We start from the raw sequence: 20,486 nt of genomic DNA on the forward strand, positions 1-20,486 counted from the left end.
GAGACTACGGGCATGGCCTCCTCCCCGCCCCAGGGCGTCCGGGCTCCGTCCGGCTCCTCCGCGAGCTCCCTGGCGCGCTCGCTCGCGCGGCGCGCGGAGGTGCCGGCCGGCGACGTCAGGGCCGCCGGGGCGGTGGTCTTCCGCCCGGGGCGGCAGGTCCTGCTGGTGCACCGCGGGCGCTACGACGACTGGTCCTTCCCCAAGGGCAAGCTCGACCGCGGCGAGCACGAGACGACTGCCGCGGTGCGCGAGGTGGCCGAGGAGACCGGGCTGCACGTGCGGCTGGGCCCGCCCCTGCGCGACCAGCGCTACACCGTCGCGCGCGGCACCAAGACCGTGCACTACTGGGCGGGGCGCGTCGTGGGCGACGACGACGTCAGCGGCTACGCCGTCAACGACGAGATCGACGCCGTCGAGTGGGTCGACCGTGACGAGGCCGCCACCCGGCTCACCTACGACCGTGACCGCGCGACGCTGCGGGAGGCCCTCGGCGTGCGTCGCCGCACGCAGGCGCTGGTCGTGCTGCGCCACGCCTCGGCCCGCTCGCGCAAGGCCTGGCGCGGCGACGACCGCGACCGTCCACTCCTCCAGGCCGGTCGCGCCCACGCCCTGCGGCTGGTGCCGGCGCTGGCGGCGTACGACGTGGACCGGGTGGTGAGCTCGCCGGCGCTGCGCTGCCTGGAGACGGTGGCGCCCTTCGCCGAGACCGTCGGGGTCGGGCCCGAGCGCGACGACCGGCTCTCCGAGGAGGACGCGCGCGGCGCCGGGGTGCGCGCGCTCGTGGAGCGGCTCGTCGACGACGGGGGCCGGACCCGGCGCGGGGCCCTGCTGTGCACCCACCGGCCGGTGCTGCCGAAGGTCTTCGCGGCCCTGGGCCTGCCCGATCCGGCGCTGGACCCCGGCGAGCTGGTCGTGGTGCACCTGCGCAAGGGCCGGGTGGTGGCCTGCGAGCGCCACCGGGTGCTCTAGACCGGTGAGTTGACAGACCCCTCTAGTTCACCACGAGGGTCAGGATCAAGGGCGGACGGCCGGGTTCACGTGATGTACGCCGCAGTGCCCGCCAGGTGTCACGGAACGGGCGGGACGCGTTCACGCCGCGTTCACCGACGGCCACGGATCCGTCCACCTGCGCTGCCTACCTTCCTGGCGTCCCCACATCTGAGACTTCAGGAGCAACGAAGTGAAGCGCACTTCCATCCGCCGCGTGATCGTGCCCGGCATCGCAGCGATGACCCTCGCTCTGGCCGGCTGCGCCGCCGGCAACGAGACCGACTCCGGCTCCACCGGCTCCGACGGCGACAGCGCCTCGAGCGACGTGACCGTCGAGGGCCAGTACACGATCGGCGGTGCGTCCTCCCAGGAGGCCGCCCAGCTCGCGTGGACCACGGGCTTCAGCGACGTGCAGCCCGGCGCGACCGTGACCTACGAGCCGGTCGGCTCGGGCGGCGGCCGGGAGAACTTCATCTCCGGCGCCTACCTCACCGCGGGCTCCGACGCCTACCTCGTCGACGAGGCTCCCGACAACGAGCTGACCGCCGCCACCGAGCGCTGCGAGGGCGAGGCCCCCATCGAGGTGCCGAACTACGTCAGCCCGATCGCGATCATCTTCAACGTCGACGGCGTCGACGAGCTCAACCTCTCCCCGGAGACCCTCGCCGGCATCTTCGCCGGTGAGATCACCGAGTGGAACGACCCGGCCATCGAGGCCGACAACCCCGACGCCGACCTGCCCTCGGCGACGATCAACCCCGTGCACCGCTCCGACGAGTCGGGCACCACGGAGAACTTCACCAACTACCTCAGCGTCGCCGCCGGCGACACCTGGACCGAGGGTGCGGTCGAGACCTGGCCGCAGGCCTTCGGCGGCGAGGGCGCCCAGGGCACCTCCGGCGTCGTCAGCGCCGTGACCGACGGCCAGAACGCGATCGGCTACGCCGACGCCAGCCAGGCCGGCGACCTGCCCGCCGCCAACATCGGGGTCGGCTCCGACTTCGTCGAGCCCTCCGCCGAGGCGGCCGCCAACATCCTCGCGGTCTCGCCGGCCGCCGAGGACGCCGGTGAGAACCAGCTGATCTTCGACCTCGACTACACCACCGACGAGGCCGACACCTACCCGATCGTGCTGACCTCCTACATGATCGCGTGCCCGACCTACCCCGAGCAGGCCGACGCCGACTTCGTGAAGGCCTACCTCTCCTACGTCCTCAGCGAGGAGGGCCAGCAGTTCGGTGCCGACGAGGCCGGCGTGGCCCCGCTCGCCCCGGAGCTCGAGGAGCAGGCCCTCGCGATCGTCGACACGATCACGGCCGGCTGACGCCGACGTGACCCTCGGGGGTGGGGGGGCGGCCCCCCCCGCGCCCCCCCCCCCCGACCCACGCAGGCGGCACCGTCGCTCGCGATCCGGCACAATCGACCCGCACACCAGCACCACACGGCAGCACGAGCGGCCCCGACGGGGCCACCGAACCAGGGGGACCCAGGTGACCAGCACCAGCACCGAGCCACGTGGGGGGCCGACCGAGCCCCTCGAGGACCAGGTGGTGAGCCGACGCGGCGACGTGGTCTTCGCCGGCCTCGCCCGCGGAGCGGGCCTGCTGATCATGCTGGCCCTCGCCGGAGTGGCGCTCTTCCTGCTCCTGCAGAGCATCCCCGCCTTCTCGGCGAGCGGCGACCAGGCCTACGGCAAGGACAACATCGTCCTCTACGTGTGGCCGCTGCTCTACGGCACCGTGATCGCCGCGGTGATCGCGCTGATCATCGCCACCCCGCTGGCCATCGGCGTCGCGCTCGTCATCTCGCACTACGCGCCGCGGCGCCTGGCGCGCTACATCGGCTACGCCATCGACCTGCTCGCCGCCGTGCCCAGCGTCGTCTACGGCCTGTGGGGCCGCGAGACGCTGCAGTCCTGGGTCTTCCCCGTCTACCAGTGGCTGGCCGACAACCTCGGCTTCATCCCGCTCTTCGCCGGCCCGGTGACCACCGGCCGCACGATCCTCACCGCTGGCGTCGTGCTCGCGGTGATGGCGCTGCCGATCATCACCGCGCTGTGCCGCGAGGTCTTCGCCCAGACCCCGCGCATGCACGAGGAGGCCGCCCTGGCCCTCGGCGCCACGCGCTGGGAGATGATCCGGATGACGGTCTTCCCCTACTCCCGCTCGGGGGTCACCTCGGCGGTCATGCTCGGCCTGGGCCGCGCGCTCGGAGAGACCATGGCCGTGGCGATGGTGCTGGCGGCCTCGGGCGTCATCACGATCAACCTGATCTCCTCGCAGAACCCTTCCACGATCGCCGCGAGCATCGCGCTGAACTACTCCAACGCCTCCGGCATCAAGACCAACGTGCTGATCTTCGGCGGGCTCGTGCTCTTCGTCGTGACCTTCGCCGTCAACTTCCTCGGCCGCTGGCTCGCCGCCCGCGGCCAGGCCAAGGGGTGACCCCGTGACCGATCTCCAGACCCGTCCCTCGCCGGCCCCCGGCGAGAGCATCACCCTGACCCGCCCGCAGCTGCCCGGCTGGGCCCCGGCCGTCGCGGCCCTGGTCGCCTTCGGCCTGGCCGCGCTCGTCGGCCTGCTGCTGGGCTGGGGCCCCGTGCCGGTCGTCGTGGTCGGCTGGATCCTGCTCGTCGTGGCCCTCCCGGCCTGGTCGACCGCCGTCGAGGGCTCGCGCAAGGGCACCGACCGCCTGGTCACCACCGTCGTGTGGACCACCTTCGCCGTGGCGATGATGCCGCTCGTGGCCGTGATCTGGGAGGTGGTCAGCCGCGGCGCCCCGGCGCTGTCGGTGGAGTTCCTGACCTTCTCCCAGGACGGCGTCCTGGGAGAGGGCGGCGGCATCTACCACGCCATCATGGGCACGCTGATCATCACCGCGATCGCCACGGTGATCTCGGTGCCGATCGGCGTGCTGGCCGCGATCTACCTCATCGAGTACGGCAAGGGCAGCCGGCTGGCCCGCGTGCTGACCTTCCTGGTCGACGTCATGACCGGCATCCCCTCCATCGTGGCGGGCCTCTTCGCGCTGGCCCTCTTCACGCTCATCTTCGGCCCCGGCACCCGCATGGCCATCGGCGGCTCGATCGCGCTGTCGGTGCTGATGATCCCCATCGTGGTGCGCGCCACCGAGGAGATGCTCAAGCTGGTGCCCGACGAGCTGCGCGAGGCCTCCTACGCGCTGGGCGTGCCGAAGTGGCGCACGATCACCAAGGTCGTGCTGCCCACCGCCATCGGCGGCATCATCACCGGCGTCACGCTCGCCGTCGCCCGGGTGGCGGGGGAGACCGCGCCGCTGCTGCTCATCGTCGGCACGCTGCGCTCCACCAACTTCAACCCCTTCGAGGGCAGCATGGCCACCCTTCCCGTGCTGATCTTCTCCGAGGCGACCCGCGGCGGACTCGCGGAGTACGTCCCCTTCCAGGTCGAGCGCGCCTGGGGCGCGGCGCTCGTGCTGATCACCATCGTGATGCTGCTCAACGTCATCGCCCGCGTGCTCGGCAGCTTCTTCGCCCCCAAGACCGGCCGCTGACCGCGGCACCCTGAGAGGACCCACCCGTCATGGCCAAGAGCATCGACGTCTCCGACCTGGACATCTACTACGGCGACTTCCTCGCCGTGCAAGGCGTGACCATGTCCATCAAGGCGCGGGCGGTGACCGCGCTGATCGGCCCCTCGGGCTGCGGCAAGTCGACCTTCCTGCGCTCGCTGAACCGCATGCACGAGGTCATCCCCGGCGCCCGCGCCGAGGGCAAGGTCGTCGTCGACGGCCAGTCGCTCTACGACCCGTCGGTCGACCCGGTGGCCGTGCGCCGCCAGATCGGCATGGTCTTCCAGCGGCCCAACCCGTTCCCCACGATGTCGATCTACGACAACGTGCTGGCCGGCAACCGGCTCAACGCCAAGCGGATGAAGAAGGCCGAGGCCGACACCATCGTCGAGCGCTCCCTCAAGGGCGCCAACCTGTGGAACGAGGTCAAGGACCGTCTCGGCAAGCCCGGCATGGGCCTCTCCGGCGGCCAGCAGCAGCGGCTGTGCATCGCCCGCGCGATCGCCGTCGAGCCGCAGGTGCTGCTCATGGACGAGCCGTGCTCGGCGCTCGACCCGATCTCGACCTCGGCCGTGGAGGACCTCATCCACGAGCTCAAGGCCGACTACACGATCGTCATCGTCACCCACAACATGCAGCAGGCGGCGCGCGTCTCCGACGACACCGGCTTCTTCAACCTCAAGGCGACCGGGGAGCCGGGCCACCTGGTGGAGTTCAACCCCACCAAGAAGATGTTCACCAACCCCGACATGGAGTCGACGGAGTCCTACATCTCCGGCCGCTTCGGCTGAGCCGGGGCGGGGCGACCGGCCGATGGCGGGACGGCATCGACATGTGTCAATATTGACGCATGTCGATGCATGAGGGCCTCGCGCCCGACCCGGACGACCCGCTGGCGTGCTGCACCCCGCTGGCCCGCGAGCCGATCTCCGACGAGCAGGCCGGTCAGCTGGCGCCGCTGCTCAAGGCGATCGCCGACCCCGTGCGGCTGCGGCTGCTGTCCATGGTGCTGTCCCACGAGGGCGCCGAGGCGTGCGTGTGCGACCTGCTGCCCGCCTTCGACCTCTCCCAGCCGACCATCAGCCACCACCTCAAGGTGCTGCACGACGCCGGCCTCCTCGACCGTGAGAAGCGCGGCGTGTGGGTCTACTACCAGGCCCGGCCCGCGGCGATGGCCGCCCTCGGCTCGCTCTTCGACGCAGCAGGGGTGCCCGCATGAGCGCCTTCTCGACCCCGCCGTCGACCCCGCCCGGCACCGCGGCGCAGGAGGACCCCCGCGACGGTGCCGTCATCGCGAAGCTCTCCACCCTCGACCGGTTCCTGCCCGTGTGGATCGGGGTGGCGATGGTGGTCGGGCTCGTGCTCGGCCGCTCCGTCGAGGGTCTCGACGACGCCCTGTCGGCGGTCGAGGTCGACTCGGTCTCGCTGCCGATCGCGGTCGGGCTGCTGGTGATGATGTACCCCGTCCTGGCCAAGGTCCGCTACGACCGGCTCGGCACCGTGACCTCCGACCGTCGGCTGCTCGCGGCCTCCATCGGGCTGAACTGGGTGGTCGGCCCCGCACTGATGTTCGCACTGGCGTGGCTGATGCTGCCCGACCTGCCGGAGTACCGCACCGGCCTGATCATCGTCGGCCTGGCCCGCTGCATCGCCATGGTCCTCATCTGGAACGACCTGGCCTGCGGCGACCGCGAGGCCGCCGCCGTCCTGGTCGCGATCAACTCGGTCTTCCAGATCGTGGCCTTCGCCGCGTTGGGGTGGTTCTACCTCGACCTGCTGCCCGGCTGGCTCGGCCTGGAGCAGAGCGGCCTGGACGTCTCGGCCTGGGAGATCGCGAAGTACGTCGCGATCTTCCTCGGTGTGCCGCTGGTGGCCGGCTGGCTCAGCCGGGTGCTGGGGGAGCGCGCCCGCGGCCGGGAGTGGTACGAGTCGACCTTCCTGCTCCGGGTGGGCCCGCTGGCGCTCTACGGCCTGCTTTTCACCATCGTGGTGCTCTTCGCCCTCCAGGGCGACACGATCAGCAGCCGCCCCGGCGACGTCGCGCGGATCGCCCTGCCCCTGCTGGCCTACTTCTTCCTCATGTTCGGCGTCTCCTTCGCCCTGGGCCACCGCCTGGGCCTGGGCTACGAGCGCACGGCCACGCTGTCGTTCACCGCGGCCGGCAACAACTTCGAGCTGGCCATCGCCGTGGCCATCGGCGTCTTCGGCGTCACCAGCGGCCAGGCGCTGGCCGGCGTCGTCGGCCCGCTCATCGAGGTGCCGGTGCTGGTCGCCCTCGTCTACGTCGCGCTCTGGGCGCGCCGTCGCCTCTACCCCACCCCTACCCCCGACCCCGCCCACTCCCAGGAGTCCTGACATGACCACCACGCCCGAGGTCCTCTTCGTCTGCGTGCACAACGCGGGCCGCTCGCAGATGGCCGCCGCCCTGCTCCAGCACCACGCCCAGGGGCGGGTCAAGGTCCGATCGGCCGGCTCGGCGCCGGCCGACACGATCAACCCCGCGGTCGTCACCGTGATGGACGAGCTCGGCATCGACGTCTCCGCCGAGGTGCCCACCAAGCTGCTCACCGAGGACGTCGCGGCCTCCGACGTCGTCATCACCATGGGCTGCGGCGACGCCTGCCCGATCTTCCCCGGCAAGCGCTACGAGGACTGGGCGCTCACCGACCCGGCCGGCAAGGGCCCCGACGAGGTGCGCGCGGTGCGCGACGAGATCGACCAGCGCGTGCAGAAGCTGCTCGCGGAGCTGACGGCCTGACCACGCCGCCGCGCGGAGGGCTGCCCGCCGCCGTCGACGTGGTCGTCGTCGGCGGCGGGCAGTCGGCGCTGGCCGCCGCCTACCACCTCGTGCGCGCCAACCGCCGCCGCGAGCGCCCGCTGACCTTCGTCGTGCTCGACGACCGCGCTGCGCCCGGGGGCGCGTGGACCGAGGGCTGGGCGAGCCTGCGGCTCTTCTCCCCGGCGGCCTACTCCTCGCTGCCCGGCTGGCCGATGCCTCCTTGGAGCGGCCCCGGCACCCCGCCGGCCGCCCACGTCCGCGACTACCTCGCCGCCTTCGAGGCCCGCTACGCCCTGCCCGTGCTGCGGCCCGTGCGGGTGCGGGAGATCGACGCGAGCGACCCCCACGCGGTGCTCGTGCGCACCGACGCCGGGGACCTGCGCGCCCGGGCCGTGCTCAGTGCCACCGGCACCTGGAGCCGCCCCTTCCGCCCCGCCTTCCCGGGCGCCGAGGACTTCGGCGGGCGGCAGCTGCACACCGTCGACTACCACGGCCCTGCCGGGTACGCCGGGCGCCGCGTGCTCGTCGTCGGCGGCGGCAACTCCGCGGCCCAGGTGGCCGCCGACCTGCTGCTGGCCGACCCTCCGCCCGCGCGGGTCGTCTGGGCCGCCCGCGAGCAGCCCCGCCTGCTGCCCGACGACGTCGACGGCCGCGCCCTCTTCGAGGCGGCCACCCGCGCGGTCGCGGGCGAGGGTCCCGGCGTCGGCGGCCTCGGCGACGTGGTCGCCGTCGCCAGCGTCCAGCACGCCCGCGACCGGCGCGGCCTGCGTGCCGTACCGCTGCCGGAGCGGCTGACGCCCACCGGCGCCCCCTGGGCCGACCCCGGCGGCGGGGGAGGCCGGGAGGAGCGCTTCGACGACGTCGTGTGGTGCACCGGCTTCCGGCCCGCGCTCGTGCCCGTCACCGGGGTCGGGCTGCGCCGCGTCGACGGGCACCCGCTGACCCGGGCCGACCACCCGACGGTCTCCGCCGACGACCCCCGGCTGCTCTTCGTGGGCTACGGCGACTGGACCGGCGCCGCCAGCGCCACGCTCATCGGCGCCAACCGCTCGGCCCGCGACGCCGTCGGGCACCTGACCGAGCTGCTGGACCGGCCCGAGGAGCAGGTGCCCGGCCCCGGCCGGGACGCCTGAGCCCCCGGGCGCGAGGTCAGGCGGTCGCCACGCCGCGCCGCTCGGCGAGCCACCGCACCACGGGGTAGCCGGTGACCAGACCCAGCACCACCCCGAGCTGCATGAGGAACCAGAAGGCGCCCTCGGACGCCGGCGGCATCAGCTCGGCGAGGTGGAGCAGCACCATCCAGCCGCCCATGCCGACGTCGAAGGCCAGCACGGTCAGCACCGCCGCGAACGCCGCCGAGCCCACCGGGGTGCCGAGGGTGGCCCGCTCGTGGACGACGAGCAGAGCGATCGCCAGCGCACCGATGACCAGGATCATCACCCACAGGTCGATGCCCGCGATGGTGAGCCCGGAGGCGACCACCAGCGGCACCCCGACCAGGTGGGCGAGCGCGGAGGCCGACCCGCCGGGCAGCCCCTCGACCGCGGTCGGCAGAGCACCGTCGGTCCGGTCGGCCGGGTCGCGGTGACGGCGCCACAGCAGCAGCGCGAAGGGTCCGAGGTAGAGCCCGGAGCAGATCCACACCACGTCGAGGGTGCGGGTGCGCTGGCGGTGGCCGCGCAGCAGGACGTCGACGGCGATCACCGCGGCCGTCGCCAGCGAGAGGGCCAGGAACACCCAGGCGAGGGGGGTGACCCAGTCGGGGACGCGGTCGTTCATCGGCATGTCCATCAGGGCGCCCACGGTAGCCGTGTGCCCCCAGGACGCCACCGGCGCGGCACCGTCCTCCTCGGACGGTGGCCCCCCAGCCCGCAACGGCGGGGGCCCGGCCCCCCCCGGAGGTCCCCGCGCCGGTGGTCGTGCTCCTGGCCGGTCGCTCAGGCGTCGATGACCAGCGGGATGATGAGCGGGCTGCGACGGAAGGTCTTGTGCGACCAGCGGCCGATGTCGCGGCCCAGCATCTGCTCGAGCTGCTGGGAGTCGCCGATGCCCTCGGCGGCGGCGCGGGCCAGGGTGCGCTCGATGACCTTGACCGCGGGGTCGAAGGCGTCGGGGGCGTGCTCGAAGCCGCGCACGAGGAAGTCCGGCGGGTCGGCCAGCTCGCCGGTGTCGGCGTCGACGATGGCGAGCACCGTGACGACGCCCTCCTCGGCGAGGGTGCGCCGGTCCTTGAGCGTGGCCTCGGTGACGCCGCCGACGGTCTGGGCGTCGACGTAGACGTTGCCGCAGCGCACCTTGCCGACCACGGAGGCCTTGCCGTCGACGAGGTCGACGACGACGCCGTCCTCGGCGAGCACGACGTTGGCGGGGTCCATGCCGATGCTGATGGCCAGGTCGGCGTTGGCGCGCAGGTGGCGGTACTCGCCGTGCACGGGCATGACGTTGCGCGGCTGCACGACGTTGTAGCAGTAGACGAGCTCGCCGGCGCTGGCGTGGCCCGAGACGTGCACCTTGGCGTTGCCCTTGTGCACGACGTTGGCGCCCCAGCGGGTCAGGCCGTTGATGACGTTCGAGATGGCGTTCTCGTTGCCCGGGATCACCGAGCTGGCCATGAGGATGGTGTCGCCCTCGCCGATGCGGATCTTGTGCTCACGGCTGGCCATGCGCGACAGCGCGGCCAGCGGCTCGCCCTGCGAGCCGGTGCAGACCAGGGCGGCCTTGTGGGGCGGGAGCTTCTCGAGCTGGTCGAGCGGCACGATGAGGCCGGGAGGCACGGTGAGGTAGCCCAGGTCCTGGGCCACGCCCATGTTGCGCACCATCGAACGCCCGACGAAGGCGACCTTGCGCCCGTGGGCGTGGGCGGCGTCGAGCACCTGCTGGATGCGGTGCACGTGGCTGGCGAAGCTGGAGACGATGACGCGGCGCGGGGCGGTGCGGAAGACCTGCTCGATGGCCGGCAGCAGCTCGCGCTCGGAGGTGGTGAAGCCGGGCACCTCGGCGTTGGTCGAGTCGGTGAGGAAGAGGTCGACACCCTCCTCGCCGAGGCGGGCGAAGGCGCGCAGGTCGGTGATGCGCCGGTCGAGGGGGAACTGGTCCATCTTGAAGTCGCCGGTGTGCAGCACCATGCCCGCGAAGGTGCGGATGGCGACGGCCAGGGCGTCGGGGATGGAGTGGTTGACCGCGACGAACTCGAGGTCGAAGGGCGCGTAGGAGCGGGTCTCGCCCTCCTTGACCTCCACCAGCACCGGCTGGATGCGGTGCTCCTTGAGCTTCTCCTTGATGAGGGCGAGCGTGAGCCGCGAGCCGACCAGCGGGATGTCGGCCCGCTCGCGCAGCAGGTACGGCACGCCGCCGATGTGGTCCTCGTGGCCGTGGGTGAGCACGACGGCGACGACGTCGTCGAGACGGTCCCGGATCCACTCGAAGTCGGGCAGGATCACGTCGACGCCGGGCTGGTGCTCCTCGGGGAAGAGGACGCCGCAGTCGACGATGAGCAGCTTGCCGTCGTGCTCGAAGACGGTCATGTTGCGACCGACCTCGCCGAGGCCGCCGAGGGCGACGACGCGCAGGCCCTTGCGGGGCAGGCGCGGCGGGCGCTTCAGCTCGGGATGGGGGTGACTCATGGGTGCTCCTTCAGGGTGGTGCTGGCGATCGCGGGAGGGCGGCGCGCGTGCCCACCGACGCGGGTGCGTCGGTCAGGTGCTGGCCGGGAGCTCCTCGATCAGGATGTCGGGGTGGTCGCGGGCCACGGTGTGGGCCCGCCACTTGTCGGGGAAGAGCACGATGTGGGCGCCGTCGGCGCGCTCGAGGACCTCGATCTGCCGCACACCGCGCAGCACGTCGGCGTCCTCGGCGCGGGTGCGCCGCGCGATCGTGTAGCTCAACGAGTCCATGGTGACGGGTGCGTTGAACTCCGTCTCCATCCGCGCCGCCACGACCTCGAACTGCATCGGGCCGACCGCGGCGAGCACGGGGTTCTGGTCGCCGCGCACCGTCGAGCGCAGCACCTGGACCACGCCCTCCTGGTCGAGCTGCTCGATGCCGCGGCGGAACTGCTTGTAGCGCCCCGACTCCTTGGCGCGCACGCTCATGAAGTGCTCGGGGGCGAAGGTCGGGATGGCCGGGAACCGCACGGATGGGCCGTCGTGGATGGTGTCGCCCACGCGCAGGGCGTTGGCGTTGACCAGGCCGATGATGTCGCCGGGCAGGGCGGTCTCGACCGAGGAGCGCTCACGGCCGAAGACGGCCTGGGCGTACTTGGTGGCGAAGGGCCGACCGGTGGAGGCGTGCTTGACCACCATGCCGCGCTCGAAGACGCCCGAGCAGACCCGGGCGTAGGCGAGCCGGTCGCGGTGGGCGGAGTCCATGCCGGACTGGACCTTGAAGACGAAGGCGCTGAAGGGCTCGTCGACCTCGCGCACACCGCCCGCCTCGGTGGGCGTGGCGTGCGGGGGAGGGGCGAGCTCGAGCAGCCGCTCGAGGATCTGGGCGACCCCGAAGTTGAGCAGGGCCGAGGCGAAGAGCACCGGGGTGGTGGCGCCGTCGAGGAAGCGCTGCTGGTCGTGGTCGGCGCCGTCGGCCGAGAGCAGCTCGTGCTCCTCCTGGGCGGTGGTCCAGGCCTCGCCCTCCTCGGCGGCGGCCTGCTCGGCCGGCAGGTGCTGCTCAGGGGCGCGGGTGGAGCCGCCGGCGGTGCGCAGGTAGCGGATGAACTCCCCGCTGCGGCGGTCGAGCACCCCGCGGAAGTCGCCGGCGATGCCGACCGGCCAGGTCAGCGGGGTGGGCCGCAGACCGATCTGCTTCTCGATGCCGTCCATCAGCTCCAGCGGGTCGAGGCCGGGGCGGTCCCACTTGTTGATGACGGTGATGACCGGGATGCCCCGCAGGGCGCAGACCCGGAAGAGCTTGAGGGTCTGCGGCTCGAGGCCCTTGGCGGCGTCGACCAGCATGACGGCGGAGTCGACGGCCGAGAGCACGCGGTAGGTGTCCTCGGAGAAGTCGGCGTGCCCGGGGGTGTCGACCATGTTGACGACGTGGTCGGCGTACTCGAACTGCAGCGCGGCGGAGGTGATGGAGATGCCGCGGTCGCGCTCCATCTGCATCCAGTCCGAGACGGTGCCGCTGCGCCCGGCCTTGCCGTGCACGGCGCCCGCCTCGGTGATCACCTGGGCGTGCAGCACCAGCGCCTCGGTCAGCGTCGACTTGCCCGCGTCGGGGTGGCTGATGATGGCGAAGGTCCGGCGGGGCCGGTGGTCGTCGGAGAGAGGTCGGCTCATGGCAGCTGGAAGACGTACTTGCAGAGGAAGTAGAGACCCGCGGCGACGGCGCCGGCCGCGGGGAAGGTCAGCACCCAGGCGGTGACGATGGAGCGGGCCACGCCCCAGCGCACGGCTGAGAAGCGCTTGGTGGCGCCGGCGCCCATCACCGCGGAGGTGATGGTGTGCGTGGTGGAGATCGGCGCCTCGAAGACGAAGGCGGTGGTGTAGAGCACGCCGGCGGCGACGGTCTCGGAGGCGAAGCCGCGGGCGGGGTCGAGGTGGATGATGCGTCGGCCCAGGGTGCGCATGATCCGCCAGCCGCCGGCCCACGTGCCGGCCGAGATGGCCGCGGCGGCGGCCAGGATCACCCAGATCGGCAGGTCGTCGTCGGCGCCGGCGTACCCGCCCGTGACCAGGGCCAGGAAGATCACGCCCATCGTCTTCTGGGCGTCCTGGAGGCCGTGGCCCAGCGCCATGGCGGCCGCCGAGAGGGTCTGGGCGATCCGGAAGCCGCGCATGGTGCGGTGGGGGTTGCGGCGCCGGAAGCCCCACATGATGCCGAGCATGAGCAGGAAGGCCGCGGCGAAGCCGAAGAGCGGCGAGGCGATCATCGGCAGGATGATCTTGTCGACCACGACGTCCCACTTCACCACCGAGCCGGAGGCCAGCGCCGCGCCGACCAGGCCGCCGATGAGGGCGTGGGAGGAGGAGGAGGGCAGGCCGTAGTACCAGGTCAGCAGGTTCCACGCGATGGCCCCGAGCAGGCCCGACATCACGATCACCAGCCCGTGGGACCCCCCGGACTCCGGGGTGATCACCGAGCCGACGGTGTTGGCGACCTCCTGGCCGAGGAAGGCGCCGATGAAGTTCATGATCGCGGCCATGCCCAGCGCGACCCGGGGGGTCAGCGCCCGCGTCGACACCGAGGTGGCGATGGCGTTGGCGGCGTCGTGGAAGCCGTTGGTGTAGTCGAAGACCAGGGCGACGACGACGACCGCGATGACGATCGCGAGGTCCATGAGGGGCTCAGGACTCCTTGACGGCGATCTGCTCGACGGTGTTGGCGACCCGCTCGAAGGCGTCGATGGCGGCCTCGAGGCCCTCGACGATGTCCTTGAGCTTGAGCACCTCCATCGCCTTGTACTCCCCGGAGAAGAGGTGGGCGAGGATCCGTCGGTGGTTGCGGTCGCCGACGTTCTCGAGCCGGTTGATCTCGATCCAGTACTCGTCGAGCGACTGCATCGAGCGCAGGTTGGGCATCGCGGCGGCGGTGATCTCCGCGCAGCGCTGGAGCACGTCGACCTGGTCGGTCAGCAGCTCGGTGGGCATCGCCTTGACCTCGTAGAGCATGAGCATGTCGACGACCTCGTCCATGCAGTCCATGACGTCGTCGAGGCCCGAGGCCAGCGCGTAGATGTCCTCGCGGTCGAAGGGGGTCACGAAGGTCTGGTTGACCCGGCGGATGATCGCGTGGGTCGTCTCGTCGGCGGCGTGCTCGGCCTCCCGCATGCGCGAGGCCACGTCGGCGAGGTCGGCGGTGCCGTCGAGCGACTCGGCGAGCAGGCCCGTGCCGACCAGCAGGTGCTGGGCCGACTCGGAGAACTGGTCGTAGAACGCCGTCTCGACCGGCCGGAAACGCAAACCCACGGAGAACTCCTGGTGAGGAGGAAAAGAACCGTCGGCCATGCTAGGCGCAAGGGGCCCCCTGCGGGAAAGTCAGGTGCTCTGGCGCCGCCGGCGCTGCCCCTCGATCAGCTTCTCCTGCAGGTGCACCGGGCCGTGGTTGCGCGTCCACGTGCCGTCGCTGTCGAGCAGCCAGGCGTCGGTCTCGGGGTCGAAGGCGATGTCGAGCACCCGGTCGATCTCGGCCAGGCTCTCCTCGCCGGGCAGGCGCACCAGCACCTCGACGCGGCGGTCGAGGTTGCGGTGCATCATGTCGGCCGAGCCGATCCAGGCCACCGGCTCGCCGCCGTTCTCGAAGCGGAAGACGCGGCTGTGCTCCAGGAAGCGGCCCAGCACCGAGCGGACCTCGATGTTCTCCGACAGGCCCGGCACGCCGGGGCGCAGCGAGCAGATGCCGCGCACCAGCAGCTGCACCGGCACACCGGCCTGCGAGGCGAGGTAGAGGGCGTCGATGACCGCCTCGTCGACGACCGAGTTGGCCTTGAGGCGGATCCGCGCGGGACGGCCGGCCAGGTGGTGGCTGATCTCCTGGTGGATCTGCTCCACGAGGCCGAGACGCACCGAGTCGGGGGCCACGAGCAGCTCGTCGTAGGAGGCGTTGCGCGACCAGCCCGAGAGGTTGTTGAACAGGTGCGCGACGTCCTCGCCGATGCGCTCGTCGGTGGTGATGAGGCCCAGGTCCTCGTACATCCGCGAGGTCTTGGGGTTGTAGTTGCCCGTGCCGATGTGGGTGTAGCGGCGGATGCCGTCGGGCTCGTCACGCACGACCATCGCCAGCTTGCAGTGGGTCTTGAGCCCGACGAGGCCGTAGACCACGTGGCAGCCGGCCTGCTCGAGCTTGCGGGCCCAGCGGATGTTGGCCTGCTCGTCGAAGCGCGCCTTGATCTCCACGATGACCAGCACCTGCTTGCCGGCCTCGGCAGCGTCGATGAGGGCGTCGATGATCGGGGAGTCGCCCGACGTGCGGTAGAGGGTCTGCTTGATCGCCAGCACGTGCGGGTCGGCGGCGGCCTGCTCGATGAAGCGCTGCACCGAGGTGGCGAAGGAGTCGTAGGGGTGGTGCAGCAGCACATCGTGGCGCCGCGCGGCCTTGAAGACGTCGACCGGGGCCGCCGACTCGACCTCGGCGAGGCGGTAGTGGGTGGTCGGCACGAACGCGGGGTACTTCAGCTCCTCGCGCGCGATGTCGGCGATGCCGTGCAGGCCGCGCAGGTCGAGCGGGCCGGGCAGGTGGAAGACCTCGTCATCCCTGACCCCCAGCTCCTCCTTGAGCAGCTCCAGCACGCCGGGGGAGATCGACTCCTCGACCTCCAGGCGCACCGGCGGGCCGAAGCGGCGGCGCAGCAGCTCCTTCTCCAGCGCGGCCAGGAGGTTCTCGGCGTCGTCCTCCTCGACCTCGAGGTCCTCGTTGCGGGTGACGCGGAAGGTGTGGACCTCGAGGATGTCCATGCCGGGGAAGAGCCGGCGCAGGTGCTCGCCGATGACGTCCTCCAGCGGCACGAAGCGCTCGTTGCCCAGCGGCACGAAGCGGCTGAAGATCGGGGGCACCTTGACCCGGGCGAAGTGCTCCTTGCCGGTCTTGGGGTTGCGGATCAGCACCGCGAGGTTGAGCGAGAGGCCCGAGATGTAGGGGAAGGGGTGGGCCGGGTCCACGGCCAGCGGGGTCAGCACCGGGAAGATTCGGTCCTTGAACATCCGCTTGCACTGCTTCTGCTCCTCGCGGTCGAGGTCGTCCCAGCGCACCAGCTCGATGCCGTGGTCGCCCAGCGCGGGCACGATCTCGTCGCGGAAGAGGTGGGCCTGGCGCTCGCTGAGCTCGCGCGTGGTGGTCCAGATGTGGTGCAGCACGTCGCGCGGCATGAGGCCGCTGGCCGCGCGCACGGCCAGGCCCGCGGCGATGCGCCGCTTCAGGCCGGCCACGCGGACCATGAAGAACTCGTCGAGGTTGCTGGTGAAGATGGCCAGGAAGCGGACCCGTTCGAGCAGCGGCAGGTCGCGGTCCTCGGCCAGCTCCAGCACGCGCTGGTTGAAGCGCAGCCAGCTCAGCTCGCGGTCGAGGAACCGGTCGTCGTACTTCTCCACCGCCGCCAGCGCCTCGTCGTCGGGCACGTAGGGCGGCTCGACGTCGAAGGGCTCCTCGGGCGCGGCGTCGTGGCTCTCGACGATCTCGGCGGACATGGGGCCAGTGTGGCAGTCGCGCGTGAACGGGAGGTGTCTCGCGCACCGGCTCGCGAGATCGGGGCGCCGGACCGGTGCGCGGGGCCGGTGCGCGCCGGTTTCGCCGCGCGACGCGTGCGGGGTTGACTGGAGGTCGTACGACGTCCCGCGCGGCTCGGTCGCGGGTGTGAGCCGGAGGAGGGTCCGTGCGTCGAGACCCGCTCCGTGCCCGCCGATCCCTGGTCGCGCTCGGCCTCGTGGCGCTCGTGCTCGCCGGTTGCTCCGGCCCGCCCGACGTCCCCGACCCCGTCGTCCCTGTCGACCCGGCCGACTCGTCGGGTCCGGCCGCGGCGTCCCCGACGTCCCCGGTGTCACCGGGGGAGGAGGGCACCGTCGGGGCGCCCGGGCTGGTGTGGTCCGACGAGTTCGACGGCGAGGCCGGCGCCCCGCCCGACCCTGCTGTCTGGCAGCCCGACGCCTTCGGCCACGGCGGAGGCAACAACGAGCTGCAGTGCTACACCGACGACCCGGCCAACGCCTCGCTCGACGGGCAGGGCCACCTGGTCGTCTCGGCGCTCTCGGCGCCGGGCCACACCTGCGCCGACGGCACCGTGCGCGACTACACCTCGGCGAGGCTGACCACCGAGAGCAGCCTCTCGTGGCAGTACGGCCGCCTGGAGGTGCGCGCGCAGGTGCCCGCCGGGGTCGGCACGTGGCCGGCCTTCTGGGCGATGGGCACCGACCGGGCGGAGGTGGGCTGGCCCCGCTCGGGGGAGATCGACGTGATGGAGCACGTCGGGCGCAGCCCGACCCTCGTCACCGGCTCCATCCACGGGCCCACCGAGGCCGGCACCCGCTGGCAGGTCACCCGCGAGCACGACTCCGGCGCGCCCCTCTCCGACGGCTTCCACACCTACGCCGTCGACTGGGGACCCGACGGGCTGGAGTGGGAGCTCGACGGCCGGCCGTGGGGCGGGGTGTCGCGAGCCGAGGCCGAGCAGCTGGGGCTGTGGGCCTTCGACAAGCCGTTCTACCTGTTGCTCAACCTCGCGATCGGCGGTGACCTGGGAGGCCCGGTCCCGTCGGAGACTCCCTTCCCGCAGTACCTCGTCGTCGACCACGTGCGCGTCTACCAGTGACGGTGCCGCGTGCGTCGGCGCGGGACCTCCGGTGGCTGGATCTCCTGCCGCTGGACCGGTCCGTCGGCTAGGTTCCCTACTCGTGAGTAACGGATCGCCCCTCCAGGCCCTCGCCCACGCTGCGCAGAAGGCCGCGCTCGGCGCCGCCATGTCGCTGCCGCCGTCCGTCCAGCGGCGCCTGGCGGGCTCCCCGGTGGTGCTCGATGGGCAGACCCTCGCCGTCGACACCCAGCTGATGCTGAAGCTGCAGAAGCTCTCGGGCGATCCGCCGATCGAGACGATGGCCTTCCCCGACGGCCGGGTGCAGGCGCGGGTGCAGACCGCGATGGCCGGCGGCAAGCAGCCGATCGGCGCCGTGCGCGACCTTGAGGTCGCTGGGCTCCCGGCGCGGCTCTACACGCCGCGCGCCCGGGTGTCGGTCGCCGTACGGCAGCCCCCGGCGCCGCTGCTGGTGTTCTTCCACGGCGGCGGCTTCTTCTTCGGCGACCTCGACACCCACGACGCGACCTGCCGCATCCTCGCCGAGCGCGGTGAGGCCCTCGTGCTGGCCGTCGACTACCGGCTGGCGCCGGAGCACCGCTTCCCCGCGGCCTACGACGACGCCGTCGCCGCCTACCGCTGGGCCGTGGAGCACGTCGAGGAGCTCGGGGTCGACCGCGACCGGATCGCCGTGGGCGGCGACTCCGCCGGGGGCAACCTCGCCGCCGGCGTGGCCCTGGAGGCGGCCCGCTCGGGCCTGCCGTGCGCCTTCCAGCTGCTGGTCTACCCCGCCACCGACGCGACCCGCGCCACCGAGAGCCTGCGCCTCTTCGGTGCGGGCTTCTACCTGTCGGCGGAGTTCATGGAGCTGGCCAACGACAGCTACATGACCGAGGGCCTCGACCCGCGCGACCCGCGCCTGTCGCCGGCGTACGCCGACGTCCCCGAGGGGCTGGCCCCCGCCTACGTCTGCACCGCCGGCTTCGACCCGCTGCGCGACGAGGGCGAGGCCTACGCGCGCAAGCTCTCCGACGCCGGCGTCACGGTCGAGCTCAAGCGCTTCGAGGACCAGATCCACAGCTTCTTCAACATCGTCGGCGTGGGCCGCAGCTCGCGCGCCGCCGTCGCCGAGATCGCCGACCGGCTCCGCGCCGGGCTCGCGCCGCGCGCTTGAGGCGGCGTCAGCGGTAGTCGACGAGCTGGTTGGTCACCTCGGTGACGGTGAGGTCGACGGGGTCGCTGGTGATGTCGACGCTGCCGGGCACCGGCTGCCACGGCCCGCCGTCGACGCGGTAGTCGGCGGTGTAGACCGTGGTCACCTGCGGCCGCACCTGGCCCTGCTCGAGATAGGTGTGGGTCAGCTCGAGGTCGGGGTACGGCGCTCCCGGCTCGGTGGTGGTCAGTCCCTCGCCGTCGCCGAAGGCCCACCGGAACTGGCTGGGGCTGATGTCGAGGTCGACGCGTCGCCCCAGCAGGGTGACGGTCTCGGTGAAGGGCTCGGCGGCGGTGAAGAAGTTGGTCTCGAAGTTGATCAGAGTCCTGCCCCCGGGCGGCTGGACCGAGAGGTCCGGCTCGGGCAGCGGTACGCGCTCGAGTGCTCGCTGCACCATGCCGGGGGTGACCTGTGGGGGAGCATCAGAAGATGCCGTGGGGGCTCCGTCTGACGCACACGAGGAATAGGCGCTCAGAATTTCCCCATCCGAACTCTGGAACCACCACGAGATGGCTGGGGTGCCGTCGCTACAAACTTGGGGTTCGGCACAGGTTTGCGCGCCGCCGACCTGACAGATCGGCGCGGAGTTCCAGGTCCCTTCGGGTGCTGACCCGGCCGACACAACCGTGTCTGCGCTGCTGCCGGTCAGCCCGCCAGACGTAGCTTGCGAGACGCCAGCGAAAAAGCTGCCCTGGTCAGCTCCGACCGTCGGGTCGTCGGCTGTGGCCGACTTGGTAGGCCCGAAAAGCATGCAGCCGAAAAAGAGGGCCCATAGAAGCGCTCGAGCCGTCATGACGGCGTCTCGTTCCAATCGAGGATGCGCAGCCCGTTCTCGAAGGGCTCAAGAAAGAACTGATAACTGACGGTGCCGCCCGGGTACCGGTTGACCTCGCCCTCCGGGTACGTGACGACCTGGGGTTCGGTCGTCACGTCTGCCTCCACGAGGTATCTGACGTCGTCGCCGATCTTGACGGTGCGCGCGGAGGCCCGCTCTAGCGTGGCGACTCCGCCGTCGATCTCGCCATCCTGCGCGTAGATCTGATCGAGCGCCTCCGCGCCTCCCGAGCACGCCGCGCAATTGGGAGCGGTGCTTGCTCGTAGTGGATCAATGTCGCCCGTGGCGGTCGCATAGTTGACGAGGTCGAAGTAGTGCCGAACAGCCGCCATCGCCGCTTTCCTGCTTTCACCCTCCGGCGCTGCGGCGGGGGGTGCGGTTGCAGTCGGCTCAGTGGGGGCCGTAGATGACTGCAGAGGCGATGGAGCGGCGGTCGGGCTCGCGATCTCAGGCTCCGGATCCTCCGAGCAGCCAGCGATGCTCAGCAGTGACACGGTCGTGGCTGCGGCGACGAGAGCAGAGGGCTTCACGGAGGGGTCCTTCCCGAGGGGACCGGCCCCAGGACCGAGGGGACCGTACGGTGAAATTAACCCGAATCGGCGCGTCGAAACCACTGGTGTGCCGCTGCCCTGTGGACAACTCGGCGGCCCGGCCACGGGCCGGTCGGGGTCGCGCGGCTCCACTCGGCCCCTGACCGCGCGCTGCCGGCGCCACGTCCGGCTGCCCCGTCGATGGGCACCGGAAGTGGCGGGAAACGACGCGTCGACGTGCCCGGAGGCTGTCGTCTGCCGCCACTTCTGGGAGGACGACCTGCTGGGCTCCTGCCTCGACGGCCTGCGGGTCCGACCGGACGTCGAGCCCGGTCCTGCGGCACCCGCCGAGCAAAGACGAGCGCGTGCCCGTCGTC

General features: G+C 71.9%; 19 protein-coding genes. 11 read left to right on the forward strand and 8 right to left on the reverse strand.

The annotated features are described in order from the left end of the window. The first annotated feature begins 12 nt into the window (after window positions 1-12). The 9 genes from M3673_RS17730 to M3673_RS17770 all read left to right on the forward strand — a co-directional run bounded on the left by M3673_RS17730 (window position 13) and on the right by M3673_RS17770 (window position 8,451). Window positions 13-969, forward strand: a complete 957-nt coding sequence (locus M3673_RS17730; protein ID WP_251535322.1) for an NUDIX hydrolase — start codon at window positions 13-15, stop codon at window positions 967-969. 211 nt (window positions 970-1,180) lie between these two features. Next, entirely contained in the window at window positions 1,181-2,314 is a 1,134-nt protein-coding gene (pstS, locus tag M3673_RS17735) for a phosphate ABC transporter substrate-binding protein PstS (protein ID WP_193665289.1), read from the forward strand. Window positions 2,315-2,480: 166 nt separating this feature from the next. Beyond that, entirely contained in the window at window positions 2,481-3,434 is a 954-nt protein-coding gene (gene pstC / locus M3673_RS17740) for a phosphate ABC transporter permease subunit PstC (RefSeq protein WP_082500102.1), read from the forward strand. 4 nt (window positions 3,435-3,438) lie between these two features. Next, window positions 3,439-4,521 carry a phosphate ABC transporter permease PstA gene (pstA, locus tag M3673_RS17745; RefSeq protein WP_193666297.1) on the forward strand — a complete coding sequence of 361 codons (1,083 nt, stop codon included), beginning with the start codon at window positions 3,439-3,441 and terminating at the stop codon, window positions 4,519-4,521. Window positions 4,522-4,550: 29 nt separating this feature from the next. Further along, window positions 4,551-5,330: a phosphate ABC transporter ATP-binding protein PstB gene (gene pstB / locus M3673_RS17750; RefSeq protein ID WP_193666296.1), complete on the forward strand. Its 780-nt coding sequence runs from the start codon at window positions 4,551-4,553 to the stop codon at window positions 5,328-5,330. A gap of 59 nt (window positions 5,331-5,389) precedes the next feature. Further along, window positions 5,390-5,758, forward strand: a complete 369-nt coding sequence (locus tag M3673_RS17755; protein WP_251535324.1) for a metalloregulator ArsR/SmtB family transcription factor — start codon at window positions 5,390-5,392, stop codon at window positions 5,756-5,758. Beyond that, window positions 5,755-6,894, forward strand: coding sequence for an ACR3 family arsenite efflux transporter (gene arsB, locus M3673_RS17760; protein WP_285839752.1), 1,140 nt, complete (start codon window positions 5,755-5,757; stop codon window positions 6,892-6,894). Before M3673_RS17755 ends, arsB begins: the two co-directional genes overlap by 4 nt. Window position 6,895: 1 nt before the next feature. Next, a complete protein-coding gene (locus M3673_RS17765; RefSeq protein WP_193666295.1) occupies window positions 6,896-7,297 on the forward strand; it encodes an arsenate reductase ArsC in 402 nt (133 codons plus the stop codon). Between the two features lie 38 nt (window positions 7,298-7,335). Continuing rightward, window positions 7,336-8,451, forward strand: a complete 1,116-nt coding sequence (locus M3673_RS17770; protein ID WP_251535326.1) for an NAD(P)-binding domain-containing protein — start codon at window positions 7,336-7,338, stop codon at window positions 8,449-8,451. 16 nt (window positions 8,452-8,467) lie between these two features. On the opposite strand, the gene M3673_RS17775 is transcribed toward M3673_RS17770, so the two are convergent. The 6 genes from M3673_RS17775 to M3673_RS17800 all read right to left on the reverse strand — a co-directional run bounded on the left by M3673_RS17775 (window position 8,468) and on the right by M3673_RS17800 (window position 16,434). After that, window positions 8,468-9,109 (reverse strand): DUF4396 domain-containing protein, encoded by a 642-nt coding sequence (locus M3673_RS17775; RefSeq protein ID WP_251535328.1) that lies wholly within the window; start codon window positions 9,107-9,109, stop codon window positions 8,468-8,470. A 146-nt stretch (window positions 9,110-9,255) separates the two neighbouring features. Further along, entirely contained in the window at window positions 9,256-10,941 is a 1,686-nt protein-coding gene (locus M3673_RS17780) for a ribonuclease J (RefSeq protein WP_251535330.1), read from the reverse strand. Between the two features lie 72 nt (window positions 10,942-11,013). Then, on the reverse strand, window positions 11,014-12,591 hold the full coding sequence (locus M3673_RS17785; RefSeq protein WP_251535332.1) for a peptide chain release factor 3: 1,578 nt from the start codon (window positions 12,589-12,591) through the stop codon (window positions 11,014-11,016). Next, window positions 12,588-13,592, reverse strand: coding sequence for an inorganic phosphate transporter (locus M3673_RS17790; RefSeq protein ID WP_056863412.1), 1,005 nt, complete (start codon window positions 13,590-13,592; stop codon window positions 12,588-12,590). Before M3673_RS17790 ends, M3673_RS17785 begins: the two co-directional genes overlap by 4 nt. Before the next feature lie 7 nt (window positions 13,593-13,599). Then, a complete protein-coding gene (locus tag M3673_RS17795; RefSeq protein WP_228942510.1) occupies window positions 13,600-14,220 on the reverse strand; it encodes a DUF47 domain-containing protein in 621 nt (206 codons plus the stop codon). Between the two features lie 69 nt (window positions 14,221-14,289). Next, window positions 14,290-16,434: an RNA degradosome polyphosphate kinase gene (locus M3673_RS17800; RefSeq protein WP_251535334.1), complete on the reverse strand. Its 2,145-nt coding sequence runs from the start codon at window positions 16,432-16,434 to the stop codon at window positions 14,290-14,292. Window positions 16,435-16,619: 185 nt separating this feature from the next. Between M3673_RS17800 and M3673_RS19765 the strand changes: the two genes are divergently transcribed. Together M3673_RS19765 and M3673_RS17810 are read left to right on the forward strand one after the other, a co-directional pair. Continuing rightward, on the forward strand, window positions 16,620-17,552 hold the full coding sequence (locus M3673_RS19765; protein WP_251535336.1) for a glycoside hydrolase family 16 protein: 933 nt from the start codon (window positions 16,620-16,622) through the stop codon (window positions 17,550-17,552). A gap of 82 nt (window positions 17,553-17,634) precedes the next feature. Further along, the gene (locus tag M3673_RS17810) at window positions 17,635-18,705 is read left to right on the forward strand and encodes an alpha/beta hydrolase (protein ID WP_251535338.1); all 1,071 of its coding nucleotides are present in this window, start codon (window positions 17,635-17,637) and stop codon (window positions 18,703-18,705) included. Window positions 18,706-18,712: 7 nt separating this feature from the next. Here M3673_RS17810 and M3673_RS17815 read toward each other — a convergent pair whose 3' ends face one another. Together M3673_RS17815 and M3673_RS17820 are read right to left on the reverse strand one after the other, a co-directional pair. Continuing rightward, entirely contained in the window at window positions 18,713-19,141 is a 429-nt protein-coding gene (locus M3673_RS17815) for a hypothetical protein (protein WP_251535340.1), read from the reverse strand. A gap of 392 nt (window positions 19,142-19,533) precedes the next feature. Continuing rightward, entirely contained in the window at window positions 19,534-20,109 is a 576-nt protein-coding gene (locus M3673_RS17820) for a DUF6318 family protein (protein WP_251535342.1), read from the reverse strand. Window positions 20,110-20,486: the final 377 nt, after the last annotated feature.

It is taken from the genome of Nocardioides sp. P86 (assembly GCF_023712465.1).
In the GTDB taxonomy this organism is placed as follows: domain Bacteria; phylum Actinomycetota; class Actinomycetes; order Propionibacteriales; family Nocardioidaceae; genus Nocardioides; species Nocardioides kribbensis.